This is a genomic window from Salinispora oceanensis (assembly GCF_000383575.1).
GTDB classification, from domain to species: Bacteria; Actinomycetota; Actinomycetes; order Mycobacteriales; family Micromonosporaceae; genus Micromonospora; species Micromonospora oceanensis.
Genome location: NZ_KB911579.1, coordinates 413,368 through 429,326 on the forward strand (window position 1 = coordinate 413,368; position 15,959 = coordinate 429,326).

Here is a 15,959-nt window from a genome sequence, read left to right on the forward strand (position 1 = left end):
GTCAACCGACGCGGGCGAGGAACTCGCTGTAGAACAGGCCCAGGGCGATCGCCACACCGATACCGGCGATGATCCAGAACCGCACCACGATGTTGACCTCGCTCCAGCCGGCGAGCTCGAAGTGGTGCTGCAGCGGTGACATCCGGAAGACCCGCTTGCCGGTGGTCCGGAAGGAGATGATCTGGATCACCACGGACATCGTGATGATGACGAAGAGCCCGCCGATGATCGGCAGCAGCAGAATCGTCCGGGTCGACATCGCCATCCCGGCGATCAGACCACCGAGGCCCAGCGCCCCGGTGTCTCCCATGAAGATCCTCGCTGGCGACGTGTTCCACCAGAGGAACCCGACGCAGGCACCGGCCGCCGCGCCAGCTATCAACGCGATCTCCAGCGGGTCCCGCACCGCGTAGCAGTACTCCTGGGTGTAGTTCGGGTCCGCGCACCAGTGCCGGTACTGCCAGAAGGCGATCAGCGCGTACGCCGCGAGCACCATCACCGAGGCGCCGGTGGCCAGACCGTCCAGACCGTCGGTGAGGTTGACGCCGTTGGTGGCGGCCATCACCACGAAGATGAAGACGATGACCGCACCGACCTTGGTGAGCTCCAACGCCGGGATGTCCCGGATGAAACTCAACGTCGTGCTGCCGACCGTCTCAGTGTTGGTCAACGTGCCCTGAGAGTCGGTCATGGTGCTTGGGAAGTAGAGCGCGATCACCCCGAACACCGCGCCGACCAGGATCTGGCCAAGCAGCTTGCCGCGCTTGTTGAGGCCGCCACTGTGCCGCTTGCGGACCTTCAGGAAGTCGTCAATGAAACCCACCGCGCCGGAGAACACCATCAGCCCCAGCAGCACCAGCGCCGTGATGGTCGGCTCGACCTGGGCGATCTGCGCGTCCGGCAGCGTGGTCAGGGCCAGGTGCCCGGCGACGTACGCGATGACGGTGGCCAGGATGAAGACCACCCCACCCATTGTCGGCGTGCCCTTCTTGCCCTGGTGCATCGCCGGCCCCTCGGCCCGAATGGGCTGGCCGGCCTTCAACCGGGTGAAGACCTTGATCGCAATCGGGGTGCAGAACAGCGAGACCAGGAAGGCCACCCCGACCGCGACGATGACTGCCCTCATGCCAGGCCACCGTCCGCCCCCGCGCCCTGGTCGGTCCCGGCGTCGGCGCGCAGCGCGTCCGCCACCTCCCAGGTGCGGTACCGCGAGCCCTTCACCAGCACGACGTCACCGGGCCGCAGGTCTCCCCGCAGCACCTCGACAGCGCCCGCCTGATCGGTGAGCTGCACCGATTCTCCTTCCCAGTCACGTACCGATGTTGCGCCCTGATGGATTGGAGCCGCCGCCTCGCCCACCACGAGCAGGCGGTCCACCCCGAGGTCGGCGGCGATTCGCCCGACCTCGACATGCCCGTCCTGCTCGTACGGCCCCAGTTCGGCCATGTAGCCGAGCACCGCGATGGTGCGCCGCCGCTCGAACCCGGCCAGCGCCCGCAGGGCGGCGGCCATCGAGGCGGGGTTGGCGTTGTACGAGTCGTCAATGACGGTGACCCCGTCCACCCGCTCGAAGACGTCCATCCGACGACTCGAGACCAGCCCGAGCTCGCCCAGGGCGGTCGCCAGCTCGGGCACCGGCATTCCCAGCTCCCGGGCCACCGCGGCGGCGGCGAGCGAGTTGGACACCTGGTGCCGGCCGGTCAGCCCGAGCCGCACCGGCGCGCGCCCCTCCGGTGTCACCAGCGTGAACGACGGCCGGCCCCGCTCGTCCAGCACCACGTCAACGGCGCGTACGTCCGCATCGGCCGCCTCGCCGAAGCGGACCACCCGCGCCCGGGTTCGCGTCGCCATCGCGGCGACGAGGTCATCGTCGGCATTGAGCACAGCCAGCCCCTCGGCCGGCAGCGCCGCCACCAGTTCCCCCTTCGCCAGGGCGATGGTCTCTCGGGAACCGAATTCGCCGATATGGGCCACGCCCACGTTGAGCACCACGGAGATCTGCGGCGGCACCACCTCGCAGAGGTAGCTGACGTGCCCCACCCCGCGGGCCCCCTTCTCCAGCACGAGGTAGCGGGTGCCCGGGTCGGCCTGGAGCGCGGTGTAGGGGTGCCCCAGCTCGTTGTTGAACGACCCCGGCGGGGCGACCGTCGGCCCGAGCCGAGCGGTGAGGGCAGCGATCAGATCCTTGGTGCTGGTCTTACCCGAGGAGCCGGTGAGGCCGACGACGGTCAGCTCGGGCAGCCGGTCCACCACCGCCCGGGCCAGTCGCCCCAGCGCCAGCCGGGCGTCAGCTACCAGCACCATCGGCACGCCGGGCAGTACCCGGGTGCCGAGCACCGCCACCGCACCTGTCCGGATCGCCCCTTCGGCGTAGTCGTGCCCATCCACCCGTTCCCCGGGGAAGGCGACGAAGAGCCCGCCGGGGCCGACCTTGCGGGAGTCAAACTCGACCGAGCCGGTGACCACGGCGCTCGGGTCAGCGGCGACCAACCGGCCGGCAACCGCTGCCGCTACCTCGGCCAGACTCAGCCGGATCACGGCTGCCCCGCCCGGTCGCCGAAGCGGGCCCGCAGCGCGGCGGCCAGCTCAGTGCGGTCATCGAAGGGATGCACCTGCCCACCAACCTCCTGCCCCTGCTCGTGCCCCTTGCCCAACAGCGCCACCACGTCCCCCGGCGCAGCGAGCTCGACCGCCTCCGCGATCGCCGCACGCCGACCGGGTACCTCCATGACCTGCACCTCGGTGTCGGCCCGGCGCACGCCGGCGAGCACCTCGGCCCGAATCTCGGCGGGATCCTCGGTCCGCGGGTTGTCGTCGGTCACCAGCACCACATCCGCTCCCTGGGCGGCGGCGATGCCCATCAGGGGCCGCTTGCCCCGGTCCCGGTCGCCGCCGGCGCCGAGTAGGCAGATCAGCCGCCCGGTGCTGAACTCCCGGAGGGCCGCCAGCGCGGCGACGATCGCATCGGTCTTGTGCGCGTAGTCGACGACACCGCGCACCGGGCCCGGGGACGGCACCAGCTCCAGCCGGCCGGGAACGCCGCCGCAGTCGGCCACCCCCGCGACGGCGGGCCGCGGCGCCACCCCGGCTGCCACCAGCAGGGCGACAGCGAGCAGCGCGTTGGCGACGTTGTGCCGACCGGGCAGGGCCACCCCGGCGGGCAGGGTCAGCTCGTCCGGGCCGTGCAGGGTGAAACGCTGTGCGTACCCCTCGCCACCGGCCTCATCGGCCCACCAGGTGGCGGAGCGGTCGCCGGCCGCGGAGTAGGTCACGGTGGCGGGCCGGCGCAGCGGGATCAGCGCCGGGTCGTCGTGGTTGAGCACCTCCACCTCGCAGCGGCCGTCGAAGAGCTTCGCCTTGGCGGCGAAGTAGTCCGCGGAGTCGGCGTGGAAGTCGAGGTGGTCCGAGCCGAAGTTGGTGTAGCCGCCGACGGTGAACCGGACGCCGCCGACCCGCCCCATCGCCAGGGCGTGGCTGGACACCTCCATGACCACGGCGGTGACGCCGCGCTCTCGGGCAGCGGCGAGCATGGCGTGCAGGTCGGTCGCCTCGGGCGTGGTCCGGACGCTGTCGATCACCAGATCCCCGAGGCGGGTCTCCACGGTGCCGATCAGGCCAGTGGTGTACCCGGCCGCCCGCAGCCCCGACTCGACCAGGTACGCCGTGGAGGTCTTGCCCGCGGTCCCGGTTATCCCGATCACCGTCAACCCGGCCGTCGGGTCGCCGTACACCACACTGGCAAGGTCACCCAGCACGGCCCGCGGGTTCGGCACCACCAGCATGGGCAGACCGGCTGCCGCGGTCGCCGCCACGCCATCCGGGTCGGTCAACACGGCCACCGCACCGGCCTGGGCCGCGGCCGAGACGAACTCGGCACCATGCCGCCGGGCACCGGGCAGGGCCGCGTATAGGTCGCCGGGGCGGACCTCCTGGCTGGCGTGCGTCACCCCGGTGATCGTCGGTTCCGCTGGACCGGACCGGAGGTCAACGGTGTCCGCACCGGGCTCGGCAGCGAGCCGAGCGGCGAGGTTACCGAGCCGGATTCCGGTCACGCTACGAGGGCGAGGATTGCCGGACACGGCGTCAGACCCTACCCGGTCGTCCGGTTCCGGCCACACAGCCGCCCCGGCGGTTCGTCGACACGCACCGATGATGTCCCGTCTACGCTGGTCAGCGGGGAAAGACGACAAAGTTAGGCGGTGGGGACGGCGACTGCGGCACCCGATAGTGCTGCAGGGTAAACCGCATCATGTCGGCGAACACCGGCGCGGCGATGTCGCCGCCCCCGCCACCCGGGGTCTGGGCGAAGACAGCGATCACGTAACGGGGCTTCTCCGCCGGGGCCATCCCGATGAACGACGCCACCCCGGGCTGCTTCTGCCCGTCAACCCACCGCAAGCCCGTGCCGCTCTTCCCGGCCACCCGGTATCCAGAGATCGCCGCGGCCTGACCGGTCGCGCCGTCAACGGTGGTCACCGCCTCCAGGATGGTACGCAGCTCGGCGGCGGTCTCCGGGGTCAGCACCTCCCGGGTCGTCGGCGCCTCCGGCGTTATCCGCTCTCCCTGCGGCCGGATGATCTCCTTCACCAGCCGCGGCGCGACGTACGTGCCGTCGTTGGCGATGGTGGCGTACGCGGCAGCCATCTGGATCGCAGTGGCGTCCACGCTGTGCCCGATCGGTACGGAGCCGTGCGACGAGTCGCTCCACTGGTCGGCGGGGAGCAGCCCGCCACTCGCCTCGCCGAGCAACCCGACACCGGTCGGCTCACCGAGCCCGAAGCGCTTCTGATAGTCGATGAGCCGGTCCGGACCGAGCTGGTCGGCGATGGCGATGGTGCCGACATTGGACGAGTACGCCATCATCCCCGCCAGGCTCATCCGTCGACCGTCCGCCTTGGTGGTGTCCTTGAACGTGGTGTCGCCGAGGCGGACGGTGTTGGGGACGGGCAGCGTGGTGTCCGGGGTGATGACGCCTTCCTGGAGAGCGGCGCCGAACGTGATCGCCTTGTGCACCGACCCCGGTTCGACCACGAACCCGGTCGCCACGTCGTCCCGGTCGGCCGGGTCGCTGTCGCGCCAGTTCGCGACGTCGTAGGTGGGGTAGGAGGCCTGGGCCAGCACCTCGCTGGTGCCCACCTCCAGGACGACCGCGGTGGCGGTCGAGCCGTTGACCGCTTCCATCGCCTCGGCCAGCTTGGCCTGGACCATGTACTGCAGGTCCCGGTCGAGGGTGAGGCAGAGCGAGCTGCCCGGCTTCGCCTCGGTCGTCTCGCTGAAGCCCCCGGGGATCTGCGCGCCCCACCCCGCCTCGTAGCGTTCTTTACCGTCCTTGCCGGCGAGCACCTTGTCGTAGCCGGCCTCGAGCCCTTCCAGGCCGACCATGTCGTCGCTGGTGAAGCCGATCAGGTTGGCGGCCAGGCCCCCGCCGGGGACCTCCCGTCCCTCATCACGTCGGGTGTCGACACCCTTCAGCTCAAGGTCCTCGATCTGCTCGGCCACGTCAATGTCCACCCCCCGTTTGAGGTACACGAACTCCAGTTCGTAGCCGTTGGGCTGCTTGCGCTTCCGCATCTTCTCGGCGAGTTCCGCCGCCGGGATGCCGAGCGGCTCGGAGAGCGCCTGCGCGGTGGTGACCGGGTCGTCGATCTGACTCGGGTCGGCGAAGACATACCGAGCCTCGACACTGTGCGCCAGCACCTCGCCGTCCCGGTCGTAGATCGAGCCACGAGGCGCCGGCAGGATGACGTTCCTCAGCCGGTCCTCGATTCCGGCACCGGCGTAATCCGGGTTCTCTACGACCTGCAGCACGACGAGTCGAATACCGATGACGGTGAACAGGGTCAGCGCCAGCGCGGTGCCGAGCCGCAGCCGACGGCCGGGGTCGGCCAGTCGGGGTGGCCTCAGCCGGCGGCGTCGGGTCGGCCGGGCTGAGGTTGAGCGCGGCGGGCGTCGCCGCGGTGGCGGCTCCTCCGCCGGTGAACGCCGGGGCACGGTGCGCACCACGGAGGTGCGACGTGGCGGGTTTGCCCGCCGGGCAGCGCTGGCCCGCCCACCGCTGAGTACCTGGAGTGCCGGACGGAACGGGTCACCGGAGCGACCGCGGTCTCCGCGCGGTGTCCGACGCGGCTCGGCGCGACCTCCGCGGGCATCCCCCAGCCGCTGCTCGCCGATGCTGCGACCGCGGGGGGTGTAGGCCCGGGCACCAGAGATGCCACCACCCGACTCTGCCGGGCGGGGATCAGCGGAACTATCGGTGCGGGACGGGCCGCGCCGAGACCCCTTGGCGTCCCGGCGCGGCTCCTCCGATCTCGGCGGCACAGCTACCCCCCGGTACCCGGCTGGCCGGCCCCCGAGGCGGGCCCACCGCCCGGCTGCGGCACATCAATGGCCGCGCCGCCGTCGGGGAGCTGGATGTAACCCGGTTCGAGCTCGACAAGACCAAGCTTGCGAGCGGCTTCGAGTAGATTGCCCGGCGCCTTCGCCTCGGTGATCTGTTGGTTCAGCTGCTGCTGCTCCAGGTTGAGGGTGGCCTGCTCCTTCTGGAGTTGAGACAGCCGAATCGCGTTCTCGTTGATTTTGGTGTTGACCAACAGGATGCCGAGCACCCCGCCGACCACCAGTACGACGATCAACGCGGCGAACGGTGCCCGCGGCACCGATACCGGAGCCGGTGGCGCCACCCGCAGCCGAGTCGTCCGGGTGTTGACAGTCCGCGCGCTCGGGCGCAGCGCCGCGGTGCCCTGGGTCGGGAACGCACGCGTGCCCCGCGCGCGGGTCGTCCCCGGCCGCCCCACCGGCAGCGTCTGGGTGCCGGTACGCGTGGCCCGCTCCGCCGCGACCCGGCCCCCCGGCCGCGGTGTGCGCTGCCCGCCGCCGGCCCCGTTCCGGCGGTCGCGCTTGTCAATCGTCATGTCCCTCCCCCTCATCATCCGTCCCTGTCCCGTCATCCCCCGAGGCAGACCGCCGCACGGCCGACCCCGTCCCCGGTTGGTGCATCGCTCGGACCCGCCGCCGGTACCGTTCGCGGTCGGTACGCTGGCGCTGCTGCAGGGTCGGGTCGAGCCGTTCGGCGGCCCGCAGCCGCACCGAGGCGGCCCGTGGGTTCACCGCGACCTCCGCCTCACCCGGCAGCTCCGCCCCTCGGCTGAGGAGCCGGAAGGTCGGGCCGGTCCCGGGCAGTTCGACCGGAAGGTCGATCGGACCCTTGCTGCGGACCCGGTCCGCGAGCGCCACCTTGGTGAGCCGGTCCTCCAACGAGTGGTAGGAGAGGACCACCATCCGACCCTCGATGGTGAGCCGGTCGAGCGCCGCCGGCAGCGCCGTCTCCAGCGCCGCCAGCTCTCGGTTCACCTCAATCCGCAGCGCCTGAAAGGTGCGCTTTGCCGGATGGCCACCGGTGCGTCGGGCCGGCGCGGGGATCGCCTGCCGGACCAAATCAGCCAGCCGCGCCGACGAGGTGATCGGGGTCCGTTCCCGCTCCCTAATGATCGCCGAAGCGATCCGCGGCGCGAACTTCTCCTCGCCGTAGACCCGCAGCACCCGGGCCAGTTCCGGGTGCGAGTAGGAATTGACCACCTCTTCGGCGGTCACTCCCCGGCTCTGGTCCATTCGCATGTCCAGCGGGGCGTCCTGCGCATAGGCGAACCCGCGGTCGGGCGCGTCAAGCTGCAACGAGGAGACCCCGAGGTCGAAGAGGATCCCGTCCACCACCGGATGGCCGAGCCGATCGAGCACCTCGGGCAACTCGTCGTAGACGGCGTGCTCCAAGTGGACCCGGTCAGCGAAGCGGGCCAGTCGCACGCGGGCGTGCGCCAGCGCCTCGGTATCCCGGTCCAGCCCCACCAGCATGGTCCGCGGATGTGCCGTCAGGATCGCCTCGGCGTGCCCGCCCAGCCCCAGCGTGGCATCGACGTAGACCGTCTGACCCGTCCGGTCCAGCGCGGGAGACAACAGCTCGAGACAACGCTCAAGCAGCACCGGCACATGCGCGCCGCGCAGCTCCCCCATGTCGCCCCCCACTGGTCCCGTCCCGTCTGTCGTGCCGTGCCTGTCGTTGGACGGTGCCCCCGCCGTCGTACCACCAGATCCCCATCCGCTCCCGCCCGCCTTCCGGCAACGGCCCCCGATCGGATTGCGCGCCTGGCACCGGGGAAGGGATGCCAGGAACTCAAAGCGGCTGGAGATCTCGCGGTACGCCAGGCGCCGTCGCGCCTACAGACCGGGCAGCACCCCCTCCTCGATGTCAGCGAATTCGTCTTCGCTCTCGGCGAGGTAGCTGTCCCAGGCGGCCCGGTCCCAGATCTCCACCCGGGTGTGCGCACCGATCACCACCAGATCCCGGTCAAGTGCGGCATACTCCCGCAGGTGACCCGGGATGGTCACCCGACCCTGCTTGTCGGGGACCTCGTCGTGCGCGCTGGCGAAGAAGACCCGACTGTAGGCCCGGGCCGCCTTGTGCGTCATCGGCTGCGCGCGTAACTGGTCCGCGATGTGCTGGAACTCCGGCGTCGGGAAGACATAGAGGCAACGCTCTTGCCCTTTGGTGATCACGACACCCCCCGCCAGCTCATCCCGGAACTTCGCCGGAAGGATCAGCCGACCCTTGTCATCCAGGCGTGGAGTGTGGGTGCCGAGGAACACGGCCCAAACCCCCTCGCCCTTCAAGCGGCGTTCGCGGCGCCGCTAACCCCCGGGCCGGTGGGCCCTCCCGGCCGCACCATCGGGCCCCACTCTACTCCACTTCCCTCCACCCGCAACCAGAAACGCCCGCGTGGCGCGGCTGCCGCCCCGCCAAAACCGCACGTCAAAGCGGGTGGAGCGGAGTGGAGGGCGGCATCGCCCCAGCGACCGCCCACCGTCCGACATAGATCGGCCCCACTCCCCGCCCCGATTCACCCGGCCGCGCCGGACAACGAGCCGAAGCGTTCCGCCCCAGCAGCGATCTGGAGAGCCCACCGGTGGAGTAACCTCGCTCGCGTGACGGACGCGAGAATGCCCCTACGGGCGAAGGTGGCCAGCTCTGTGTCGCGGACCGCCGCGGCCCTGTCGCGGGCCGCGGGCCGCGGGGACGGCTCGGTCATCGGTGGTTGGATCGGCCTCAAAATCGACCCGGAGCTCCTCGCGCACCTCGCCGCGGGCCGCGCCATCGCCCTGGTCTCCGGCACGAACGGCAAGACCACGACCACCCGACTCGCCACCGCGGCGGTCGGCGTGCTCGGCAAGGTCGCCACCAACTCGTTCGGCGCGAACATGCCCACCGGGCACACCTCGGCGCTCGCCAAGGCCGGCAGCACCCCGTACGCGGTACTCGAGGTGGACGAGCACTACCTCGCGCAGGTGCTAGACGCCACCGACGCCCACGTGGTGGCACTCCTCAACCTCTCCCGCGACCAGCTGGACCGGGCCCGGGAGGTCGCCATGATGGCGCAGCTCTGGCGGGCGGCGCTGATCCGCCACCCCGAGCTGCGGGTCATCGCCAACGCAGATGACCCGATGGTGGTCTGGGCCGCCAGCCCACCGGCCAACCACGACCAGCGGATCAGCCCGCCCCAGGTCGTCTGGTTCAGCGCGGGCCAACGTTGGCACGACGACTCCTGGGTCTGCCCCGAGTGCGGCTCGACCATCGCCCGACAGGACAACCAGTGGTGGTGCACCGGCTGCCCGCTGCGCCGACCGCAGCCGCAGTGGTCCGTTGAGGACGACGGTGTGATCGACCCGACCGGCGCCTGGCACAAGGTCCAGCTCCAACTCCCGGGCACGGTCAATCTCGGCAACGCCGCCACCGCCCTCGCCGTCGCGGCGGAATTCGGCGTACGACCGGTTGACGCCGTACTCCAGCTCGGCTCAGTCACCTCGATCGCCGGCCGGTACGCCCAGGTCGAGCGAGCCGGACGGCTGATCCGCCTGCTGCTGGCGAAGAACCCGGCCAGCTGGCTGGAGGCGTTCGACATGGCCGACGAGGCACCGACACTGCTCTCCATCAACGCCCGCGACCCAGACGGGCTGGACACCTCCTGGCTCTTTGACGTCGACTTCAGCCCCCTGCGGGGTCGGCAGGTGCTCATCACCGGCGACCGAGCGTTCGACCTGGCCGTCCGACTCGACGTGAACAACGTGCCGTTCCAGCACGTACGCACCTTCACCGAGGCGATCCAGTCGGTCCCACCGGGCCGGCTGGAAGTCATCGCGAACTACACCGCGTTCCAGGACATCCGAGCGGAGTTGGACCGTGTTCTCTGACAGCCTGTGCATCGTCTGGGTCTACCCGGATCTGCTCTCCACCTACGGTGACCGGGGCAACGCACTCATTCTGGCCAGCCGCGCCCAGCGACGCGGCTACCCGGTCGAGGTGCTGGAGGTCCGCTCCGACCAACCGCTGCCCGCAACCGCCGATATCTACCTGGTCGGCGGCGGTGAAGACGGCCCCCAGGCGCTCGGCGCGCAGCGGCTCATCGCCGACGGGGGCCTGCACCGCGCCGTCGCGCAGGGTTCGGTGGTCTTCGGCGTCTGCGCCGGCTACCAGATCCTCGGCTCCTCATTCTTCGCCAAGGGCACCAGGTACGCCGGCCTGGAGCTGTTGGACCTCTCCTCCGACCGGGGCCCCTCCCGCGCCATCGGTGAACTGGCCGGCAACATCGACCCCCGGCTGGGTCTGCCGCCGCTGTCCGGTTTCGAGAACCACGGTGGGCGTACCCACCTCGGCCCAGAGGTGTCTCCGCTGGCTCAGGTGACCGCCGGGATCGGTAACGACACCCGGACCGAAGGGGCCTGGCGGGGCAAGCTGCTCGGCACCTACTCGCACGGACCAGCCCTGGCTCGCAACCCGGCCCTGGCCGACCTGCTGCTGCGCTGGGCAGTCGGCGTCAACCAGCTCCCCCCGCTGGACGACACCTGGTCGGACCGGCTCCGCGCCGAACGCCACGCCGCAGTGGCCGCCGCCGCCCGACCATGACCCACAACGGCCGCCGCGACACCACCCCCCGCGGCGGCCACCACGATCCGGGCACCCCCCACCGCCCCGACCACCGGAGACCCCCCTCTTTGCCGCACCGCTGGTGGCGGGGGCAGGACCCGGCGGCCGGCCGGTTCGGCCTACTGCTGCTCCTGCTCGCCGGGTTCGGGGTGGCGCTGCTCGTGGTTCCCCGCCCGGACCCGACCGCCCTGCCCCACCTGGCCGACCAGTTGGGCGGGTACGCCCCGGTCACCGCGATTGGTGGCGGAGCGCTCCTGCTCGTCGCGCTGGTCCCCCGCACCTTCATCACCCTGGCCGCCGGTGCCCTCTTCGGCGCGGTGGAGGGGGCCGCGTACGCGCTCGGCGCGGCCCTACTGGCAGCCGCCATCGGTTTCACGGTGGGTCGGTTCCTCGGTCGGGAGTTCGTCGCCGGCCGGATTCGCGGTCGGCTAGCCCGGCTGGACGGCTGGTTCACCCGGCAGAACGTGCTCGGTGTCGTAACCGTACGACTGCTGCCGATCGCCGGCTTCGGCCTGGTCAGCTACGGCTACGGCACCACCGGGGCGCGGGTGTTGCCGTTCCTCGTCGGCAGCGTCGTCGCCTCCGCGCCGACCGCGTTCGGATACGCCGCCGTCGGCGCCGCGGTCGCCTCGCCCGGCGAGGTCAACTGGTTCGCCGCGGCCCCGGCCGGGCTCGGCCTGATCGCCAGCGCCGTGCTCATCCACCGCTGGTGGCGCGCCGAGCGGGCCAGGGCGGCACCCAACCCAGGACGGACTCGTAGCCGGTACTGACCAGGCGCACCCGGAGTTGTGGTGGGGCGGGCGCTCACCGGACCGGCACCCACCGGCACCACAACTCCGTGATCAGCAGTGCGGGAACGAGCGGACCTCAGGCCACGACGGAGACCATTCGGCCCCGGACCACAATGACCTTGCGGGGTTCCTTGCCGGCCAGCGAGGCGGCGACCGCCTCCAGCGCCGCCGCCCGGACGGTCTCCTCCGCCGCGTCGGCCGGCACCTCGATCCGACCCCGCACCTTGCCGTTGACCTGCACCGGGTACGTCACCGACTCGGCCACCAGCAGGGCCGGATCGGCGGCCGGGAAGTCGGCGTAGGTCAGCGAGGTCTCGTGGCCCAGCCGACGCCACAGCTCCTCGGCGACGTGCGGAGCAAACGGCGCCAGCATCAGCACCAGCGGTTCAGCCAACTCCCGCGGCGTCTCCGGCAGCCGAGTAACCGCGTTGGTCAGCTCGATCAGCTTCGCGATCGTGGTGTTGAAGCGCATCGCGTCCATGTCGCCCCGGACCCCGTCCACGATCCGGTGCAGCAGTCGACGGGTCGCCTCGTCGGCCGGGGCGTCCACTACCCGGGACGCGCCGGTGCGCTCGTCCACAATCGCCCGCCAGACCCGCTGCAGGAACCGGAACGAACCCACCACAGCCCGCGTCTCCCAGGGACGGGAGACCTCCAGCGGGCCCATCGACATCTCGTACACCCGGAACGTGTCCGCCCCGTAGGCGGCACACATCTCGTCCGGTGTCACCACGTTCCGCAGGGACTTGCCCATCTTGCCGTACTCGCGGTTGACCTGGACATCGCCCAGGTAGTAAGCGCCGGAGCGCTCGACCACCTCCTCCGCCGGGACGTACGCCCCACGCGCGTCGGTGTACGCGTACGCCTGGATGTAGCCCTGGTTAAACAGCTTGCGGAACGGCTCGAAGCTCGACACGTGCCCCAGGTCGTACAGCACCTTGTGCCAGAACCGGGCGTAGAGCAGGTGCAGTACGGCATGCTCGGCGCCGCCGACGTACAGGTCGGTGCCCCCGCAGTCGCCCTCGCCGCGCGGACCCATCCAGTACCGCTCGGTCTCCGGGTCAACGAAGCGGTCGGCGTTGGTCGGGTCCAGGTAACGCAGCTCGTACCAGCAGGAGCCGGCCCACTGCGGCATCACGTTGGTCTCCCGGGTGTAGCGCTTCGGACCATCACCCAGGTCCAGCTCCACCTCGACCCAGTCCCGCCGTCGCGACAGTGGCGTCTCCGGGTTCGACTCCGCATCCGCGGGATCGAAGGTGCGCGGCGAGAAGTCATCCACCTCGGGCAGTTCGACCGGCAGCAGTTCCTCCGGCAGGGCGATGGCAGCGCCGGTCTCGTCGTACACGATCGGGAACGGCTCACCCCAGTACCGCTGCCGGCTGAACAGCCAGTCCCGCAGCCGGTAGGTCACCGCGCCCGAGCCGTGGCCCTCCGCCTCCAGCCAGGCGATGGTCCGGGCCTTGGCCTCAACGACGCCCAGCCCGTTCAGGTCGAGGCCGCGTTCGGGCACGGCGCTGTTGATGGCCGGACCGTCCCCGGTGTACGCCTTACCGGCAAAGCCCTCGGCCGGCTGGACGGTACGGATGATGGGCAGGTCGAACACCTCGGCGAAGGCCCAGTCCCGCTCGTCCTGACCAGGCACCGCCATGATCGCGCCGGTGCCGTAGCCGGCCAGCACGTAGTCGGCGATGAAGATCGGAATCTGGGCCCCGGTGACCGGGTTGGTGGCGTACGCCCCGATGAAGACGCCGGTTTTCTCCTTCGTCTCGGCCTGCCGCTCGAGGTCGGTCTTCGCCGCGGCCACCTTGCGATAGCCGGCCACCGCCGCCCGTGGGCTGGCCTGCCCGCCGGTCCAGGCCTGGGGAATCCCCGCCGGCCAGGCCGTCGGTACCAGTTCGTCCACCAGGTCATGCTCGGGTGCCAGCACCAGGTAGGTGGCGCCGAAGATCGTGTCCGGCCGGGTGGTGAAGACGCTGATCCGCTGCTCGCCCCCCGAGTCCGGATCCGAGGCCAAGGCGGGGAACTCGATGTGCGCGCCGATCGAGCGGCCGATCCAGTTCCGCTGCATCAGCTTGATCGGCTCGGGCCAGTCCAGCTTCTCCAGGTCGTCCAGGAGCCGGTCACCGTACGCGGTGATCCGCATCATCCACTGCTTCAGGTTCCGCTTGAAGACGGGGAAGTTCCCCCGCTCAGAGCGACCGTCGGCGGTGACCTCCTCGTTGGCCAGCACGGTGCCCAGCCCCGGGCACCAGTTGACCGGGGCCTGCGAGACGTACGCCAACCGGTGTTGGTCAACAACGGCCCGCTGCTCGGCGTCGGTCAGCTCACCCCACGGTCGCCCGTCCGGGGTGCGCCGGGAACCGCCGGAGAACTCGGCGATCAGCTCGGCGATCGGGCGGGCCCGCTTCGCCTGACGGTCATACCAGGCGTTGTAGATCTGCAGGAAGACCCACTGGGTCCAGCGGTAGAAGTCGGTGTCGATGGTGGCCACCGAGCGGCGCTCGTCGTGGGCCAGCCCCAGCCGGCGCAGCTGCGCCTTGTACCGGGCGATGTTCGCCTCGGTGGTGGTACGCGGGTGGGTGCCGGTCTGCACCGCGTACTGCTCAGCGGGGAGCCCGAAGGCGTCGAAGCCCATCGCGTGCAGCACGTTCCGCCCGGCCATCCGCTGGTAGCGGGCGAAGCAGTCGGTGCCGATGTACCCCAGCGGGTGGCCGACGTGCAGCCCGGCACCCGACGGGTACGGGAACATGTCCAGTACGTACAGCTTCTCCGCTCCCGCCCGCGGATGCTCGGGGTCGGCCAGCGGGCCGGTCGGGTTGGGGGCGTGAAAGGTGCCCTCGCGTTCCCAGGTGTCCTGCCAACGGCGCTCGATCTCGTCGGCCAGGGCCGCCGTGTAGCGGAAGGGGGGAATCTCGCTGGCCGGTGCGGCTGCCTCAGTCATGGCTCTCCTCGCTTCAGTCGGCGCGGATGGTCTCGTGCGGTGTCGGTTCGGTGCTCGCCACCCGCCGGCGGGACCGGGCCGGCGACGGGCACAAAAAAGCCCCTCGCACAGGAGGGGCCGCCGTGCTGTCGCGCGTTCAGCGCATCAGCACGGCCCGGTAAGAAGCAGGAAGACTCCGGCCATGCCCCGGAGTGTACCCCGCCCCGCCGGCATCAAGGGAGCGCGCCCGCGGCCACCCGGGCTGGCTATCCCCGATCGGCCCGCCGGCGCGCCGCGGGGACCCGCCCACCGAGTTCGTCGTAGCGCGTGCTGTCGCCCAACGGGCTGCCCGCCCGGTAGGCGGCCCGGGCCAGGGCATACCCGCCGACCGGCGCCGAGACGAGTTGCAGCCCGATGGCGACCAGGCCCACCAGCACCGTCCGCGGGCCGGGCAGCAACAAAAGCACGGCCAGCAGGACGCAGATCAGGCCCAGGCTGCCGGACTTCGCGACGGCGTTCATCCGGTTGTAGACATCGGGCAGTCGGATCAGTCCGAGGGAGCTGATCCCGATCAGGCCGGCGCCGATGACCAGCAACGCGGAGGCGACCAGCATCCGGATCATGGCCGCCGCCGATGCACCAGGCGGGCCAACGCGACCGTGGCCAAGAAGCTGACCAGAGTGCCGGTGAGGACCAGATCCAACAGTCCGGGCGCGTCCAACCGAACCGCCAACACCGCCACCGCCGCCAGGAACACGAAGAAGCCGTGGTCGAGCGCGGCGGCGCGGTCGGCGTCAGTGGGACCGACGATCAGCCGGCCGAGCACCACGATCATCGACAGGGCGAGCACCACCAGCACCACGTCGAGCAGGAGCATCCGTCAGCCACCTCCCTCACTACCGATCCGGCCGCCGCCGACCGGTCGGACGGCAGCCAACAGCCGTCCCTCCAGCTCCGCCACGCCGCGGCGAAACGCCGTCGCGTCCGCGGCATACATGCCGTGCACCCACATCACCCGTGGGTCCCGCCGCACCGCCAGCGCGAGGGTGCCCGGGGTCAGGGTCACGAAGAGCGTGAGCAGGGCCACCTCGGTGTCGGTCCGGGCGCGCAGCGGGACCCGAACCACCGCGGGCTGCAGCCCCAGTCCCGGAGTGACGATCTCCCGGGCCACCACCAGGTTCGCCTGCACCAGCCGCCCCGCGAACCAGACCAGGAACCCCGCGACCCGCGCGCCCCGTACCGCGGCCCGCCGCACCACGCCACTCATCGTCCGTGC

The 15,959-nt window shown here is 71.1% G+C and carries 14 protein-coding genes; 3 read left to right on the forward strand and 11 right to left on the reverse strand.

Features of this window, described 5'->3' with window-relative positions; all coding sequences use genetic code 11:
- Window position 1: 1 nt before the first annotated feature.
- The 7 genes from mraY to mraZ all read right to left on the reverse strand — a co-directional run bounded on the left by mraY (window position 2) and on the right by mraZ (window position 8,640).
- Window positions 2–1,126, reverse strand: coding sequence for a phospho-N-acetylmuramoyl-pentapeptide-transferase (mraY, locus tag SALPAC4_RS0101690; RefSeq protein ID WP_019868891.1), 1,125 nt, complete (start codon window positions 1,124–1,126; stop codon window positions 2–4).
- Window positions 1,123–2,538, reverse strand: coding sequence for a UDP-N-acetylmuramoyl-tripeptide--D-alanyl-D-alanine ligase (locus tag SALPAC4_RS0101695; protein ID WP_019868892.1), 1,416 nt, complete (start codon window positions 2,536–2,538; stop codon window positions 1,123–1,125). The genes mraY and SALPAC4_RS0101695 overlap by 4 nt, the downstream gene beginning before the upstream one ends.
- A complete protein-coding gene (locus SALPAC4_RS0101700) occupies window positions 2,535–4,079 on the reverse strand; it encodes a UDP-N-acetylmuramoyl-L-alanyl-D-glutamate--2,6-diaminopimelate ligase (RefSeq protein ID WP_449619066.1) in 1,545 nt (514 codons plus the stop codon). The genes SALPAC4_RS0101695 and SALPAC4_RS0101700 overlap by 4 nt, the downstream gene beginning before the upstream one ends.
- A 91-nt stretch (window positions 4,080–4,170) precedes the next feature.
- Window positions 4,171–6,318, reverse strand: a complete 2,148-nt coding sequence (locus SALPAC4_RS0101705; protein WP_027644623.1) for a peptidoglycan D,D-transpeptidase FtsI family protein — start codon at window positions 6,316–6,318, stop codon at window positions 4,171–4,173.
- Window positions 6,319–6,320: 2 nt separating this feature from the next.
- Complete coding sequence (locus tag SALPAC4_RS0101710) at window positions 6,321–6,911, reverse strand: hypothetical protein (RefSeq protein WP_019868895.1); 591 nt, start codon at window positions 6,909–6,911, stop codon at window positions 6,321–6,323.
- Window positions 6,901–8,007, reverse strand: coding sequence for a 16S rRNA (cytosine(1402)-N(4))-methyltransferase RsmH (rsmH, locus tag SALPAC4_RS0101715; protein WP_019868896.1), 1,107 nt, complete (start codon window positions 8,005–8,007; stop codon window positions 6,901–6,903). The genes SALPAC4_RS0101710 and rsmH overlap by 11 nt, the downstream gene beginning before the upstream one ends.
- Before the next feature lie 204 nt (window positions 8,008–8,211).
- Window positions 8,212–8,640 (reverse strand): division/cell wall cluster transcriptional repressor MraZ, encoded by a 429-nt coding sequence (mraZ, locus tag SALPAC4_RS0101720; protein ID WP_019868897.1) that lies wholly within the window; start codon window positions 8,638–8,640, stop codon window positions 8,212–8,214.
- 351 nt (window positions 8,641–8,991) lie between these two features.
- Here mraZ and SALPAC4_RS0101730 point away from each other — a divergent pair, with 351 nt between their 5' ends.
- Genes SALPAC4_RS0101730 through SALPAC4_RS0101740 form a run of 3 tightly spaced genes read left to right on the forward strand, consistent with a single transcriptional unit; the run spans window position 8,992 to window position 11,742 of the window.
- Window positions 8,992–10,239 carry a Mur ligase family protein gene (locus tag SALPAC4_RS0101730; RefSeq protein WP_027644621.1) on the forward strand — a complete coding sequence of 416 codons (1,248 nt, stop codon included), beginning with the start codon at window positions 8,992–8,994 and terminating at the stop codon, window positions 10,237–10,239.
- Window positions 10,229–10,951: a type 1 glutamine amidotransferase gene (locus tag SALPAC4_RS0101735; RefSeq protein WP_019868900.1), complete on the forward strand. Its 723-nt coding sequence runs from the start codon at window positions 10,229–10,231 to the stop codon at window positions 10,949–10,951. Before SALPAC4_RS0101730 ends, SALPAC4_RS0101735 begins: the two co-directional genes overlap by 11 nt.
- Entirely contained in the window at window positions 10,948–11,742 is a 795-nt protein-coding gene (locus SALPAC4_RS0101740) for a TVP38/TMEM64 family protein (protein WP_019868901.1), read from the forward strand. The genes SALPAC4_RS0101735 and SALPAC4_RS0101740 overlap by 4 nt, the downstream gene beginning before the upstream one ends.
- Window positions 11,743–11,839: 97 nt before the next feature.
- On the opposite strand, the gene leuS is transcribed toward SALPAC4_RS0101740, so the two are convergent.
- From leuS to SALPAC4_RS0101760, 4 genes are all read right to left on the reverse strand, one after another.
- On the reverse strand, window positions 11,840–14,704 hold the full coding sequence (gene leuS, locus SALPAC4_RS0101745) for a leucine--tRNA ligase (RefSeq protein WP_019868902.1): 2,865 nt from the start codon (window positions 14,702–14,704) through the stop codon (window positions 11,840–11,842).
- 245 nt (window positions 14,705–14,949) lie between these two features.
- Window positions 14,950–15,306 (reverse strand): monovalent cation/H(+) antiporter subunit G, encoded by a 357-nt coding sequence (mnhG, locus tag SALPAC4_RS0101750; RefSeq protein ID WP_019868903.1) that lies wholly within the window; start codon window positions 15,304–15,306, stop codon window positions 14,950–14,952.
- Window positions 15,303–15,560 (reverse strand): monovalent cation/H+ antiporter complex subunit F, encoded by a 258-nt coding sequence (locus SALPAC4_RS0101755; RefSeq protein WP_018730727.1) that lies wholly within the window; start codon window positions 15,558–15,560, stop codon window positions 15,303–15,305. The genes mnhG and SALPAC4_RS0101755 overlap by 4 nt, the downstream gene beginning before the upstream one ends.
- Before the next feature lie 3 nt (window positions 15,561–15,563).
- On the reverse strand, window positions 15,564–15,950 hold the full coding sequence (locus SALPAC4_RS0101760; protein ID WP_019868904.1) for a Na+/H+ antiporter subunit E: 387 nt from the start codon (window positions 15,948–15,950) through the stop codon (window positions 15,564–15,566).
- Window positions 15,951–15,959: the final 9 nt, after the last annotated feature.